General features: G+C 39.7%; 17 protein-coding genes. 6 read left to right on the top strand and 11 right to left on the bottom strand.

From position 1 onward, the window contains the following. Nucleotides 1–16: 16 nt before the first annotated feature. The 4 genes from RMZ42_RS05705 to RMZ42_RS05690 all read right to left on the bottom strand — a co-directional run bounded on the left by RMZ42_RS05705 (nt 17) and on the right by RMZ42_RS05690 (nt 2,364). Nucleotides 17–274, bottom strand: a complete 258-nt coding sequence (locus RMZ42_RS05705; RefSeq protein ID WP_322670484.1) for a hypothetical protein — start codon at nt 272–274, stop codon at nt 17–19. A 92-nt stretch (nt 275–366) separates the two neighbouring features. Beyond that, entirely contained in the window at nt 367–624 is a 258-nt protein-coding gene (locus RMZ42_RS05700; protein ID WP_322670484.1) for a hypothetical protein, read from the bottom strand. A 511-nt stretch (nt 625–1,135) separates the two neighbouring features. Beyond that, nucleotides 1,136–1,426, bottom strand: coding sequence for a hypothetical protein (locus RMZ42_RS05695; protein WP_322670483.1), 291 nt, complete (start codon nt 1,424–1,426; stop codon nt 1,136–1,138). A gap of 737 nt (nt 1,427–2,163) precedes the next feature. Next, nucleotides 2,164–2,364, bottom strand: coding sequence for a hypothetical protein (locus RMZ42_RS05690; RefSeq protein ID WP_322670482.1), 201 nt, complete (start codon nt 2,362–2,364; stop codon nt 2,164–2,166). Between the two features lie 453 nt (nt 2,365–2,817). On the opposite strand from RMZ42_RS05690, the gene RMZ42_RS05685 reads away from it, so the two are divergent. The 4 genes from RMZ42_RS05685 to RMZ42_RS05670 all read left to right on the top strand — a co-directional run bounded on the left by RMZ42_RS05685 (nt 2,818) and on the right by RMZ42_RS05670 (nt 6,613). After that, a complete protein-coding gene (locus tag RMZ42_RS05685) occupies nt 2,818–3,090 on the top strand; it encodes a type IV secretion system DNA-binding domain-containing protein (protein WP_322670481.1) in 273 nt (90 codons plus the stop codon). An 83-nt stretch (nt 3,091–3,173) separates the two neighbouring features. After that, nucleotides 3,174–4,610 (top strand): carotenoid oxygenase family protein, encoded by a 1,437-nt coding sequence (locus tag RMZ42_RS05680; RefSeq protein WP_322670480.1) that lies wholly within the window; start codon nt 3,174–3,176, stop codon nt 4,608–4,610. 274 nt (nt 4,611–4,884) lie between these two features. Beyond that, nucleotides 4,885–5,364 carry a hypothetical protein gene (locus RMZ42_RS05675; protein ID WP_322670479.1) on the top strand — a complete coding sequence of 160 codons (480 nt, stop codon included), beginning with the start codon at nt 4,885–4,887 and terminating at the stop codon, nt 5,362–5,364. Between the two features lie 391 nt (nt 5,365–5,755). After that, on the top strand, nt 5,756–6,613 hold the full coding sequence (locus RMZ42_RS05670; protein WP_322670478.1) for a lysophospholipid acyltransferase family protein: 858 nt from the start codon (nt 5,756–5,758) through the stop codon (nt 6,611–6,613). A gap of 82 nt (nt 6,614–6,695) precedes the next feature. Here the strand turns inward: RMZ42_RS05670 and RMZ42_RS05665 are convergent, their stop codons facing one another. From RMZ42_RS05665 to RMZ42_RS05650, 4 genes are all read right to left on the bottom strand, one after another. Then, nucleotides 6,696–6,956, bottom strand: a complete 261-nt coding sequence (locus RMZ42_RS05665) for a MoaD/ThiS family protein (RefSeq protein ID WP_322670477.1) — start codon at nt 6,954–6,956, stop codon at nt 6,696–6,698. A gap of 71 nt (nt 6,957–7,027) precedes the next feature. Next, nucleotides 7,028–7,318, bottom strand: coding sequence for an Asp-tRNA(Asn)/Glu-tRNA(Gln) amidotransferase subunit GatC (gatC, locus tag RMZ42_RS05660; RefSeq protein ID WP_292856937.1), 291 nt, complete (start codon nt 7,316–7,318; stop codon nt 7,028–7,030). 83 nt (nt 7,319–7,401) lie between these two features. Beyond that, on the bottom strand, nt 7,402–7,923 hold the full coding sequence (locus RMZ42_RS05655) for a photosystem I assembly protein Ycf3 (RefSeq protein WP_322670476.1): 522 nt from the start codon (nt 7,921–7,923) through the stop codon (nt 7,402–7,404). A 107-nt stretch (nt 7,924–8,030) separates the two neighbouring features. After that, nucleotides 8,031–8,732 carry an SOS response-associated peptidase gene (locus RMZ42_RS05650; protein ID WP_322670475.1) on the bottom strand — a complete coding sequence of 234 codons (702 nt, stop codon included), beginning with the start codon at nt 8,730–8,732 and terminating at the stop codon, nt 8,031–8,033. A gap of 197 nt (nt 8,733–8,929) precedes the next feature. Here RMZ42_RS05650 and RMZ42_RS05645 point away from each other — a divergent pair, with 197 nt between their 5' ends. Then, a complete protein-coding gene (locus RMZ42_RS05645) occupies nt 8,930–9,541 on the top strand; it encodes a glutathione S-transferase family protein (protein ID WP_322670474.1) in 612 nt (203 codons plus the stop codon). Nucleotides 9,542–9,664: 123 nt separating this feature from the next. Here RMZ42_RS05645 and RMZ42_RS05640 read toward each other — a convergent pair whose 3' ends face one another. Then, nucleotides 9,665–9,892 (bottom strand): DUF167 domain-containing protein, encoded by a 228-nt coding sequence (locus RMZ42_RS05640; protein ID WP_322670473.1) that lies wholly within the window; start codon nt 9,890–9,892, stop codon nt 9,665–9,667. Next, nucleotides 9,870–10,286 (bottom strand): DUF2809 domain-containing protein, encoded by a 417-nt coding sequence (locus RMZ42_RS05635; RefSeq protein ID WP_322670472.1) that lies wholly within the window; start codon nt 10,284–10,286, stop codon nt 9,870–9,872. The genes RMZ42_RS05640 and RMZ42_RS05635 overlap by 23 nt, the downstream gene beginning before the upstream one ends. A 262-nt stretch (nt 10,287–10,548) precedes the next feature. Here RMZ42_RS05635 and RMZ42_RS05630 point away from each other — a divergent pair, with 262 nt between their 5' ends. Then, complete coding sequence (locus tag RMZ42_RS05630; protein ID WP_322670471.1) at nt 10,549–12,366, top strand: calcium-binding protein; 1,818 nt, start codon at nt 10,549–10,551, stop codon at nt 12,364–12,366. A 367-nt stretch (nt 12,367–12,733) separates the two neighbouring features. Here RMZ42_RS05630 and RMZ42_RS05625 read toward each other — a convergent pair whose 3' ends face one another. Continuing rightward, a complete protein-coding gene (locus tag RMZ42_RS05625) occupies nt 12,734–12,934 on the bottom strand; it encodes a hypothetical protein (protein WP_322670470.1) in 201 nt (66 codons plus the stop codon). Nucleotides 12,935–12,986: the final 52 nt, after the last annotated feature.

Raw genomic sequence — 12,986 nt, 5'->3', positions numbered from 1 at the left:
CTAGTACCTATTAGTACTAGAAGTACACACGGTCTCTGCTGTTATCAATCTCTTGATTTGAATTTTGATAAACCTTAGCATCTCCTCCACCAATTGCTGATGCGTTACCAACTTGATTGGATACTTGTACGTTCTTACCTTTGGCATTAACGCCAACTTTGGTTCTGTTATCGATATCTATACCGCGTCCACCGCCGACAATTCCACTGATTTCTTCATCAGCTAATTCGGTCATTACTGCGAGTGTTTCTTGTTCAAGTGTTACAACTGACATAAAAATTCCTTCCTTGTACAAAATGGTTTTGGAATAGTGAAATAGTAACTCAACATGAGCCTACTATGGAGATAACCTAGTACCTATTAGTACTAGAAGTACACACGGTCTCTGCTGTTATCAATCTCTTGATTTGAATTTTGATAAACCTTAGCATCTCCTCCACCAATTGCTGATGCGTTACCAACTTGATTGGATACTTGTACGTTCTTACCTTTGGCATTAACGCCAACTTTGGTTCTGTTATCGATATCTATACCGCGTCCACCGCCGACAATTCCACTGATTTCTTCATCAGCTAATTCGGTCATTACTGCGAGTGTTTCTTGTTCAAGTGTTACAACTGACATAAAAATTCCTTCCTTGTACAAAATGATTTTGGAATAGTGAAATCTTGACTTTAATTAACCAATTAATAAGAATATTTAGATGCTTAAAATAAAAGTATCTAGCAATTTTTATTACCAAACTTGTTGTTAAAACGCACTAATAAATGTGCTTAACGACAATTTGTTATTGGTTTACTTTGCGATTTCACTATGTTTAAACAATACAGGTTTTTCAAAATATTTTATATAAAGAAATGATGAAGTTAGTAGAAAATTTTTTAAAGATTGGTCTTTTAAGAAATATCAAATATCGGTATTAATTGAAATTAAAAAAAGGTAGGATAAGTCAAACGTGTATCTAAAAATAAGTTTTTTTAAAGTAACTATCTATATCACAAATCCTTGCTGTATAAGTAACAGATAACATCTTAAATTATTCATAAAATAATATCCCCAACTTATAAATAAGTTGGGGATACGTACCTTCAATTGGGTACATAAACCGTGAATTTAATTTGAGTTACTGTGAATGCTAAATGGCTGAAGTCACTGTTGAATCTATTGTTTGTCCAACTCCATTTATCAGTGTGAATCTTCTTCTTGTGCGTGTTCTTTGCTTAGTTTTCGTATTCACAATATCCTGATTGGAGTCTTGAACAACAGCATCATTTCCATCAGTTGAAGTCGCATTTATCTGTGATGAAAAATCTAAAACAATACTAATACCTCCCACTATTCCTTTTAATTCGCCATCTATCAGTTCCTCGACAATAACTTTTCGATTACAGGTGGATTTGAAACTCACTTGATTGATAGTAGTCATAAATTACTCCAGAAGAATGCAGACATGTTGTGTCTGAGATGTATTTACAAATAGCAGGTTATTTAATAATTTGTCAACAGATTATAAAAAATATCTTACTTTTCCTAACTAACTTACTTTTCTCATTTTTTATTTTTCATTTCTCTAATTTTTTCTAGTTTTATTACTAATGTTTCTAGAATATACAAGCTTAATATTACAATTTTTCATCAAAAAAGATTGTCGTCTAGTCTTTGCCATCCGACAAACGTGAATTATCAATAAAAGCTGTAAAAACATTTGTTCGATGTTTGCCAAACTACTGCGAATGTTGGCAGCATCACATATCTTGATTACGACATTAAACCGCTAAAATCTCAAATTTTCAATCTTAATTCAAACTTTTGACACAAATAGGTTTTTTGTAAACACAGAAGTGACATGAGAAAATTCAGAAGTCAGATTATTCTGACTTCTGGCTACAGTAACAAACAATGAGGAGTGTACAATTGGTGTTATACTAAATATGATTTGAGCGACAAGGAAGGTGAATTTGTAGTCTTTTTTGGGTCAACAAACTTTTATAAAAATTACAACCTTTACAGGCTAACATTTTTATACTAGCTGCTTCCCTAACTTTATTTACTTCTCAAAAATCACCTTGAGTTGTTTTATGATATTGATTCGCTCAAATTCACCTCAGATGTTATAAATTACGTTTTTTACACTTTACTTCGTCGGATTAGGCAACTCAATTATTATTGAGGAGGCCCAAATGATAAAACAGTTCCTGCAACCTCATCGGCAGCATCGAACACTCTTACGACAAGAGTGCCCACTGCTCTACCTAACGAGCCAAGTAATCCCGCTCCCACTACTCCTTCTAATTGATCATCACTAATTTCTTCCAAAATGATTTCTTGATTGTTGGGTTGTGTCAATTCATTAACGTTAGTCATAATTTTCTCCAAAAAAAAGTGCGTAGGCATTTGTGCCTTGGATGTACTTACAAATATCAATTTATCTAAAAGCTTGTCAACAGTTTTTAGAAAAGATCCTACTTATCCCACTTATCCCAGTTATCCCACTTATCCCACTTTTTAAATCCCACTTTATTTAACTTTCTTCTTAACATTTTAATAGCCTGACAATAGGTGTGAAATAAGCAGTTATTCAAAAATTTACCTAACATCTTAATAACCTGACAATAGATGTCAAACAAGCTAGTTATTATGAAGTTATCTAATTTACGACCTGCTAATAGGGGTGAAATAAGCAGTTATTCCGAAAGTTACGCTAAAGATTTGATCGGCCGCGTTCAATATTCCGTAGCTTGTCACCGCAGACATCGCCAGGGATAAAATTAGTCTGGTACAACCAGTAAAAAACTGGTATTAAAAATTGATCTGGCAATGACCGTATTGAATTGCTCCTCACACCTTTTGCAGGTAGATATTCAACTACCAGACGACTTAGCACCATTGTCATTTATGTTCTTGGGTTCCCTGGTTGGTTCTAGCAAGAGCCAAGCAATACTGAAAATGCTTTCCATTATGCGCGATCGCTCAGACTATCGTGTTATCTGTTTGGACAGGTTAGGCGAAATCCTTGAAAAATTCGTTGATGACACCACCCTCGTATATAACCAGCAGAGAAGGCAGGGGAGGAATTTTGTAAGTTGCTAAATCATCCCGCTTTCTCTGCAACGCCAAAAATTGTAACAATGTCAGAATACATCCATCTACATCAATTCAGGCAAGATTTTAATATGCAGACTATCGCTAAAAAGTCAATAAATAAATCTTGGGCTGGTGCGATCGCAGAACCAGCAAAAGAATTTCCCCTTACTCAACTGTCAATTATTTCTGGTAAAATTCCAGATGGCTTGCGTGGCACTCTTTACCGCAATGGCCCCGCACGGCTAGAACGCGGTGGTAATCGCGTTGGACACTGGTTTGATGGAGATGGGGCAATTCTCGGCATCCATTTCACAGATGCAGGAGCTAGCGGAGTCTATCGCTATGTGCAAACAGCAGAATATCAAGCTGAAACTCAAGCAGATAGGTTTCTTTATGGTGTCTATGGGATGCATCCGCCTGGGCCCATCTGGAAGCGCTGGGGGCAACAGATCAAGAATGCAGCAAATACCTCAGTGTTGGCTTTACCTGATAAATTGTTGGCTTTATGGGAAGCAACCAATCCTTATGCCCTTGATTTGCAAACTTTAGAAACGAAGGGATTGGATGATTTAGGCGCTTTGGATAACGGATTACCTTATTCTGCTCATTACAAGCGCGATTTCCAAACAGGCGAGATTTTTAACTTTGGAATCAGTATCGGCAGTTCCGTACAACTGAATCTCTACAAAAGCGATGCTACTGGCAAAATTATCCAAAAAACTGCTTTTAAGCTAGATCGCTACTCGATAATGCATGATTTTGTTTTAACTCAAAGGTATCTGGTGTTTTTTATGCCACCGATGCGGATGAAAATGCTGTCACTTTTGCTAGGTGTGACTACCTTTAGTGAATCTCTGTTGTGGGAACCTCAATTAGGAACCCAGGTGTTAATCTTCGATCGCGAAAATTTATCCTTAGTTAGTCGTGGCGAAACCGATCCTTGGTTCAATTGGCATTTTGGCAATGGTTGTGAAGATAAAGACGGTTCCGTGGTTCTAGACATGGTGCGATATGCAGATTTTCACCAAACTAATGAATATCTCAGAGAATTTGCAAGTGGTGAGACGCACACAGTTACTAGAGGAACATTGTGGCAAGTTCGCCTCAATCCCCAAACTGGTAAAGTTATAGAAATGCAGGAAGTTGTCAACCGCAAGTGTGAATTTCCTGTAGTACAGCGATCGCAAGTTGGACAACCTTGGCGCTATACTTATGTATCATTAATGCCCCAAAGAGGGGATATAGACAAAGAATTGTTCAGTGCGATCGCCCGTTTTGACTACAAAACTGAAACCCTCACGGAAGCAGACTTAGGAGAAAACTGCTATCCTTCAGAACCCATCTATGCCCAAGATGTCCAAAACTCCGAGCAAGGCTGGGTGCTAACTGTTGTATACGATGCTAATACTCATAGTAGTGAAGTTTGGGTATTTGATAGCGATCGCCTGGATGCAGAACCAGTTTGCAAACTAGGATTACCTAGCGTCATTCCCCACAGCTTCCACGGCACTTGGAACCCAGCTTAACAATTTGGGGAATGAAGCAGGGGAGCAGGGGAGTTATGAGTTATGAGTTGGAGCAGGGGGACAAGGAGGAATTATTGAACAAGTCTCTCCCAAGTCTTCCCCCTCTGACTTGTCTACCTTTGTCTCTTCTTCATACCCAATGCTCAATACCCAATCCCCAATGCCCAATGCCCAATGCCCAATGCCCAATGCCCAATTCACCTAATCTTTGATAATTGCTAAGTGTAAAAACGTAGTATCCTACATATTGGTATCTAAAAATAAGTCCAAAATCATGAGGAGAAACCGGATAGCATTACTATTTAGCGGAGTGATTGTCAGCTTTGGACTGTCATCATTGTTAGCTCAAGCACAACAAAAGGTTTCTGATGCCCAAGTCGCGGCAATGGTAGAGGCGCTACGACTAGCTGCACCGCAGACCGGCACCGCAAATGATGGACTTTACAGTGAATGGCAAGTTAAACCAGAAACCTTAAAAGGCTGGTCGAAATATTGTCTTAAACAAGAACTAACACCAACGCAGTTTGAAAATAGTCCCGCCAAAGCACGCCAAGTTGTATCTTGCATCACGCGCCGTGAGTTTAACAAGCAATTTCTCGCCAACAGTAATAATGAAATTGCTGCTGTGCGTGGCGTCGGTTGTTGGTGGATGACTGGCAACTATACAGGCTGCAACAGTGGATTTACTGCTACATATCTTCAAAAAGTTGTAGGTTTTTACCAGCAGCGTTCAAAACCAACAACTACTCCATAGACATCACCAAATTAATCGTCGCGATTTGGTATAAAAATATAAGTGAAAAAGAATGTAGAGACGTAGCACTGGTACGTCTCTACAAGGGTTATGGATAATGCAATATTTAATTTCACCAAATATCTAATGATTAAGCGATCGCAATTAAGTAAACGTGAGTTCGACAAGCCTTTTTTGACCTTTCCAAAACCCTAATTTCTCGTTGCTCCTCCCTTTCCCCGTGGGAGAGAGAGGTTGTCCGGGAGAGGTTCATCGAACTTACGTTAAGTAAAATCAACCTCTATGCGTCTATGTTGACTTTAATACAAAGTTTTAATCTTAACCTATCCGTATTGAGTTATATCTAAACAAGGGATTGTTTGAACTTTGCCAATGCTGTTAGAATGCCTCAATGTCAAAAAAGCAACATTTATTAAACAAAAAACTCGGTTGGTCTTTGGATGAGCGAGATCCAAAGTTCATAGAATCTCTGATGCCCCTAGTTGGCTTTTTCTATCGGTACTATTTCCAAGTTCAAACTAGTGGCTGGGAGAATATTCCACCCCAGCAAAAAGTTTTGTTTGTTGGTTCGCACAATGGTGGACTCGCAGCCCCAGATATGGTGATGATGATGTACGACTGGTTCCGAAGATTTGGTGTAGAAAAACCAGTTTATGGTTTGATGCATCCCAAAGTTTGGCAGGTTAGCCCACCACTAGCGCAATTAGTCGCCAAGGCTGGAGCAATCATTGCTCATCCAAAAATGGCTTACGCTGCCTTACGCTCTGGAGCGAGTCTGCTAGTTTATCCCGGTGGAGCCGAAGATATCTTCCGACCGAATTATTTACGTAATAAAATCTACTTAGCTGGGCGACAAGGATTTATCAAGTTAGCGTTACGGGAAAATGTGCCGATTGTGCCTGTGATTTCTTGGGGCGCTCACGATACACTTATTGTTATCGCTGACTGCTACAAAGTTGCGCGGCAACTCCACGAATGGGGAATGCCTTGGCTATTAGGTATCGACCCAGAAGTTTTTCCAATCTATCTCGGACTGCCTTGGGGATTAGCAATTGGCCCGTTGCCCAATATCCCATTACCAGTGCCCATGTATACGCGGGTTTGTCCGCCAATTGTATTTGAACGCTACGGTCGTCAAGCAGCTAGCGATCGCCATTATGTCAATGAATGTTATGAATTAGTTGTTAGTCAAATGCAACAAGAGTTAAATAACTTAATAAAGCTAACTGCTCAGACCAATTCTCTTTAAATAGTTATGAGTTAAAAGTTTTGAATCTTTAATCGATCGCTCCTAACTCTTGTACAGACAAGGGTTAATCGCGTCTCTACTCCTAACCGCCGCTGACTGGTGGAATCAACACAACCTCATCTCCATCTTGTAGTAAGGTATCTGGTTCGACAAATATCAAATTAATCCCAAAACGGGTTATATCGCGCCATTGAGAGAGTTCAGGGCGTTCAGCTATGAGGCGATCGCATACTGCTTTGACTGGCATACTATTAGGAAATTCCAGCACTAATTCCGAAACCCTAAAGGCTTCTTGATAAGCAGCGAACAATTTGACGGTAACGGTGATTACAGATTTAGACATAGAACATATTTTCCTACACCCTAAACCTGCAACCTTGCCCTGACGAGCTTTCAGCTTTTCTTAGTGCCATTCTATTCAGCATTGAGGATTTTTGGTACTTTGAAAAATTCCCCTTCCTGTTCGGGCGCACTGTTGAGAATACTTTCCCGGTCAGGATAGGGTTGCAATTCATCCTCTCGTGTGATGTTGCTGACATCAATTGCGCGTGTTGTTGGCAGTACATTACTGACATCAAGTTCATTCAATTGTTCGATATAGTCCAGAATACTTCCCAACTGAGTAGTGAATTGTTCCTCTTCTTCTGGAGTCAATTCTAAACGAGCAAGATTGGCTACTTTGTGAACTTGTTCTTGGTCAATCATAAATTGTCATTTGTCATTGGTCATTTGTCATTTGTCATTGGTCATTAGTCCTTAGCAAATGACAAAGAACTAATGACTAATGACTAAAAGAATACGTCAATTTGCGATCGCCCGGTGGTTTTTAGCCAGTTTTGAGCTTCGATGTAGTTATTGGGAGCCATGCGAATAGCACGAATCCAATAGTCTGCTGCTTGGTCAAAAAGTGCTTCGCCAGCCTCGTTATCTCCAGCTTCTTTTTCTTTTTCGCCTTGGTAGTGATAAATCACAGCGATATTATTCAAGGCTTGGGGCATACGTGGATTCAACTCAATTGCCTTGTGATATAGTTCTAAAGCCTTGTTGTGGTCGCCATTGCTGGCATAAATTAGCCCCATATTGTAGAGTATATAGCCGCGATCGTTGGTATCTTCCTCTAGTGTTAGAGCTTCTTCATAGTATTCCAATGCCTCAGCATATTCCCCTTCCGCTTGGGCTGACATCCCATCTCGATAATAAACAAACGCTTCTTTAGCTTTTTTGTTAGTTGGCAGGATCTTCAGAATGATATCCGCCATCACAGTAAAGGATTTGTCAATAAAATTATCGTTTTTTTGTGTTCTTGGCATATTTCTCTCTGGGTATTGGGCATTGGGGATTGGGCATGGGGCATTGGGAAAACGCTTTTTTATCCCCTTGTCTGCTTGTCTCCCCAATTCCATAGTTCACTCAATAGTTAATTTAACTGATTTGCGGGGGCGTTCTTCTCACTGAGGGGTACGATACATTCTGAACTATTATGTCGAGAGTTGTTTACCAAGGTGCTAACTGGATATGCAATCATTGCTGGCGCTGGATAAGGACGCAATAGCTGCTGTAGGGTTTGGGCCGTTTGTACTTGGGAATCTAGCCATAAATCGTAATCTTGTGGCTCTAGAATTACTGGCATCCGCTCGTGGATGGGTTGGAGTAATTCGTTAGCTGCCGTAGTCAAAATTGTACAAGAAATTATTTCTTCGTTAGCAGGCGAACGCCATCTTTCCCACAAACCTGCAAAACCGAAGGGTTGCCCATCTTGGAGACGAAAATAAAATGGCTGCTTCTTACCTTGTTGGCGTTGCCACTCATAAAAGCCATCAGCTAGCACTAAACAGCGTCTGTGCTTAAAAGCCGAACGAAAAGCAGGTTTTTCAGCAACAGTTTCTGCCCTAGCATTAATCAGCTTTGCCCCCATTCCTGCATCTTTCGCCCATGACGGAATTAATCCCCAATGCAACTGCTTAAATTCTCGCTTTTTGTTTTCGGGATTTTGTAACACTGTCGCCACCATTTGCGTAGGCGCAATGTTATATTCCGCTGCCAAATCGGGAACTGACTCGACATGGAAAACTTCAGACAATCCTGCTGCCGAATAGTTTAGAGTAAATCTTCCACACATAGTTTTCTTTTCGACCATTAACTAAATTAAACATCTCAAACTAGAAATAAATAACATTTTTTTATTTTCTTGAATAATTTCCTGTAGTACGTTCAGAACCTAAATACAAAAAAAATATCCGGTTTTGGGAAAATCTTTTGGTAAAATATTGTATTTTGAACCTTTACTTCTCAACATATTCCTAACTGTATTTTAACATGGAACTACTGCATCTGTACGATTTTTTACCTTCTGGTCATGGTTATAAGATACGTCTTTTATTGACACAACTAGGTATGCCTTTTGAGAGGATAGAGCTTAACATCTTGAAAGGCGAGACTCGAACACCAGAATTTTTAAGTAAAAATCCTAACGGTAAGATACCTGTTCTGGAAATCGAGCCAGGGAAATATTTGGCAGAATCAAATGCTATATTGGTTTATCTCAGTGAAGGTACAGAGTTTTTACCTTATGACCGTTTTTTACGAGCGCAGGTGCTGCAATGGTTATGTTTTGAACAATATAGCCATGAGCCTTTTATTGCTACATCAAGATTTTGGATTTCTATTTTAGGTAAAACTGAAGAATACAGTGAAGCTATCAAACAAAAACGCGAACCAGGCTATGCAGCACTTAACTTGATGGATAAACACTTAACTTCTCAAGATTTTTTTGTCGGAGAACGTTATACGATAGCTGATATTGCCTTGTTCGCCTATACTCATGTAGCTGATGAAGGTGGGTTTGATTTAACACAATATCCTGCTATCCAAGCTTGGATAGGAAGAGTCAAAACTCAACCAAGGTATATCAGTATTACAAAGGCATAAAAATTAGATGAGAGCAAGTTACTATCTCTCGTTTCTTGTCTTTAGTAGAGAATGTCCTGGGTGGAATGTAGATCGCATTCAGAAAGCAGAAAAGTCTTCACAAAAGATATTATTAAGCAACAGTTAGGTATTCGGATCGATTTCCATCAGCTTTTGCCGAGAGGAGAAACCTGACTTAATTCTGATATGAGACTTGGGTACATCAAATTTATCTGCTAGTAGTTTAATTAACTCTTCGTTAGCCTTACCATCAACTGGGGGCGATTTTAAATAAACAGTCAGACTACCATCAGGTTGTTCTTCAATTTTTTGCTGTTTTGAATTAGGTTTAACCTTGACTTTTTTTTGCATAACTTATTTTGTGTAATTGTCGCAGCCATAACCAGCCTAAAACAGAACCCAATACATAATGAGGAAAATCCCACCAAACAAAAGTTGTACCAAGTAACAATTTACCTATCAAGGTGGCGCGCATTTGCTCTAATAGTGGCGGATGCCAAAGTTGCAAGAATTCTAGTATACAGGTGATGACAAAAACCCATATAGGAATTTGGATTACTGCCGCCCAACTTCTGAAAAACCAAAATGCGAACAGACACCAAAATATTTCGTAAAATACAGCTGCTCCGTAGTCATTAAACCAGTGATGAGCAGGGCCGTTATAATACTTAAACAAAAATCCCATCGGTACAACGATGAGTACAGAAATAATAATAAATATTGTTTGCTTACGGTATCGGAGCATTTCTATAGACTAGAGACTATCCAAAATTTTAGCAACGGAACGACTAGAAGTCTCCTCTGGGTACTAGGGAAGAAAATATAAGAAGCTACAAAGCTCCCACAGCCAGTAGTTGGATATTTTTTATTGAGAAGTTTCTAACTAAATAGTTAATGTTTTTTAACATGAAATTACGCAAATTACAAGTAAGCTACATGGAACTGATAAATAGTTCTTTCATTGATGCTGAACTTACATATTTAGTGAGAAATTTAGGAGAGATAATATGGTTTTCGGTACTACAAATCCTGATACGATAAATGGGAGTTCGGGAAATGACACCATAGTTGGTTGGGCTAGTGGTGGTAACGCCAATACTGCCTCCGGTAACGATATCTTGAATGGCTTGGCTGGTAACGATTCCCTCGCAGGTGGCACGGCGAACGACAGTCTTAGCGGCGGAGATGGCAATGACACACTTGATGGGGGTACAGGAAACGATACTCTAAAAGGTGGTGCAGGCAGTGATACCTTCAAAGGCAGTCGGGGTAACGACAACATTGATGGCGGAGATGGCATTGATACCGCAGACTATAGTCAACTAGGTCAAACCATTACCTTATCAGGTGTTGGAACCATTCAAAAAGGTGGGGGATTGGAAAAAGACCTACTCTTTAAAGTAGAAAGGGTGATTGCTAATCCTAATGTTGCCAACAACACTATAGATGCATCCGAATCTTTGGCTGGGGTATCTATCGCCGTTAACCTACAAACCCAAAGTTTAGCTGCTAATAACGTTCCTGGTTTAGGAAGATTGTCATTTACCGCAGTTAACTTTGATAATGTCATCGGCACAAATGGAAATGACACCATTACTGGTGACAATCAAAATAACCAATTATCCGGTAATAATGGCAATGATACACTTGATGGGGGCACAGGAAACGACACTCTAAAAGGTGATGCAGGCAGTGATACCTTCAAAGCCAGTCAGGGTAACGACAACATTGATGGCGGAGATGGCATTGATACCGCAGACTACAGTCAACTAGGTCAAACCATTACCTTATCAGGTGTTGGAACCATTCAAAAAGCTGGAGGATTGGGACAAGACCTACTCTTTAAAGTAGAAAGGGTTATTGCTAATGCTAATGTTGCCAACAACACCATCGATGCATCCCAATCTTTAGCTGGAGTATCTATCGCCGTTAACCTGCAAAGCCGAAGTTTGACTGCTAATAACGTTCCTGGTTTGGGAACATTGTCATTTACCGCAGTCAACTTTGATAATGTCATCGGCACAAATGCAAATGACAACATTGTTGGCGATAACCAAAATAATCAATTATCCGGTAATAATGGCGATGACACACTGAATGGGGGTATAGGAAATGATACTTTAAAAGGTGGTGCAGGTGACGATAGTTACTTTTTTGACACTACTCTTGATATCATTACAGAGGCTGCGAATTCAGGCATAGATACCGTCCGGTCTTCTGTAAGCTACACATTAGGAGCCAATCTGGAGAATCTGAGGCTGAGAGAAGGTGGCAACCTTACCGGGATAGGTAACAGTCTTAACAACTTTCTTTTTGGTAATACTTCTAATAACACTCTAAATGCAAGAGTAGGCGATGATACGCTAGACGGTAGTAATGGCGACGATATTCTCAATGGTGAGGACGGCAATGATAGCCTACAAGGCGGGCCGGGCAATGATATCCTCAATGGGGGATCTGGAAATGATATCCTCATCGGTACTTTTCCTGGTAGTCCGCTTCCACCTGGATTAGGGGAAATTGATAACTTGACTGGCGGGGCCGGGGCAGATAGATTTATCCTGGGGGACGCTGAAAACGTTTTCTACGACGATAACAATACTACGAATCCTGGTTTTGGAGACTTGGCTTTTATTACTGACTTCAACTCTAGCCAAGACCGAATAGAACTCAACGGATTTTCACAAGATTACCGCTTGCAAGTTGTTGGAAGTAACACACGAATATTCTTAGACAAACTGGGAGCAGAGCAAGATGAAATCATCGGTATTGTGCAGGGGGTAGTGGGTCTCACACTTGATAGTGACAACTTCACTTTTCTATGAGCGGGAAAATACTGGATAAAGTACAAACAATACATTCGCCAGTCCTGAAGGGTTAGGTTGCTTATCATCAGGCTCAAACATTAATCCTTCAGCCCAGATTGCCACAGTTCAACCAGGGGACGATCCCGATTTCGACTTTAGACTTCTTGGCATTTGTGGGGAAAAGGGGAAGGGTTAAAGGGTAAAGGTATGGAATTTTCCCAAACCCAGTAACCTTTAACCTTTCTCCAACCGGAAAGCAAAAGCTACTTTTGCAAGATGTCTATTGACTATTGCTATTTGGGCATGAAAAAATAACTACTACTAGCGTACTCTCTCTCAAAGAACCTTCTAATAATGTCCGTCCCAAACCTGATACTTTACTAACCTACAATCCTCGAAATAAAAAACCAATAATTAGACCAACTATTCCAGCAATCAAATCAGCACAAAAGAAGTAGAAAAACAATTCAAAACTTGCTTGAATATTTTGGGTATATCTGAAATAAAATATTGCCCAGATTGCTCCAAGCGTTCCTAAAATTCCTGTTGGAATCGTTACGATTGCTATGAGACTTTGAGTTTCCATTTATATATGTATAGTATTATGAGCCGTAAAAGTTTATAGTTAAACACATAAC

Origin of the sequence: Nostoc sp. DedQUE05, from assembly GCF_034530955.1 — a bacterium.
Lineage (GTDB): Bacteria > Cyanobacteriota > Cyanobacteriia > Cyanobacteriales > Nostocaceae > Nostoc.
This window is presented reverse-complemented; position numbering and strand designations above follow the sequence as displayed.

Bases quoted from the DNA above. Each gene is read 5' to 3' on its own strand.
- RMZ42_RS05705 (WP_322670484.1), bottom strand. From the start codon at position 274: ATGTCAGTTGTAACACTTGAACAAGAAACACTCGCAGTAATGACCGAA.
- RMZ42_RS05700 (WP_322670484.1), bottom strand. From the start codon at position 624: ATGTCAGTTGTAACACTTGAACAAGAAACACTCGCAGTAATGACCGAA.
- RMZ42_RS05695 (WP_322670483.1), bottom strand. From the start codon at position 1,426: ATGACTACTATCAATCAAGTGAGTTTCAAATCCACCTGTAATCGAAAA.
- RMZ42_RS05690 (WP_322670482.1), bottom strand. From the start codon at position 2,364: ATGACTAACGTTAATGAATTGACACAACCCAACAATCAAGAAATCATT.
- RMZ42_RS05685 (WP_322670481.1), top strand. From the start codon at position 2,818: ATGACCGTATTGAATTGCTCCTCACACCTTTTGCAGGTAGATATTCAA.
- RMZ42_RS05680 (WP_322670480.1), top strand. From the start codon at position 3,174: ATGCAGACTATCGCTAAAAAGTCAATAAATAAATCTTGGGCTGGTGCG.
- RMZ42_RS05675 (WP_322670479.1), top strand. From the start codon at position 4,885: ATGAGGAGAAACCGGATAGCATTACTATTTAGCGGAGTGATTGTCAGC.
- RMZ42_RS05670 (WP_322670478.1), top strand. From the start codon at position 5,756: ATGTCAAAAAAGCAACATTTATTAAACAAAAAACTCGGTTGGTCTTTG.
- RMZ42_RS05665 (WP_322670477.1), bottom strand. From the start codon at position 6,956: ATGTCTAAATCTGTAATCACCGTTACCGTCAAATTGTTCGCTGCTTAT.
- gatC (WP_292856937.1), bottom strand. From the start codon at position 7,318: ATGATTGACCAAGAACAAGTTCACAAAGTAGCCAATCTTGCTCGTTTA.
- RMZ42_RS05655 (WP_322670476.1), bottom strand. From the start codon at position 7,923: ATGCCAAGAACACAAAAAAACGATAATTTTATTGACAAATCCTTTACT.
- RMZ42_RS05650 (WP_322670475.1), bottom strand. From the start codon at position 8,732: ATGTGTGGAAGATTTACTCTAAACTATTCGGCAGCAGGATTGTCTGAA.
- RMZ42_RS05645 (WP_322670474.1), top strand. From the start codon at position 8,930: ATGGAACTACTGCATCTGTACGATTTTTTACCTTCTGGTCATGGTTAT.
- RMZ42_RS05640 (WP_322670473.1), bottom strand. From the start codon at position 9,892: ATGCAAAAAAAAGTCAAGGTTAAACCTAATTCAAAACAGCAAAAAATT.
- RMZ42_RS05635 (WP_322670472.1), bottom strand. From the start codon at position 10,286: ATGCTCCGATACCGTAAGCAAACAATATTTATTATTATTTCTGTACTC.
- RMZ42_RS05630 (WP_322670471.1), top strand. From the start codon at position 10,549: ATGGTTTTCGGTACTACAAATCCTGATACGATAAATGGGAGTTCGGGA.
- RMZ42_RS05625 (WP_322670470.1), bottom strand. From the start codon at position 12,934: ATGGAAACTCAAAGTCTCATAGCAATCGTAACGATTCCAACAGGAATT.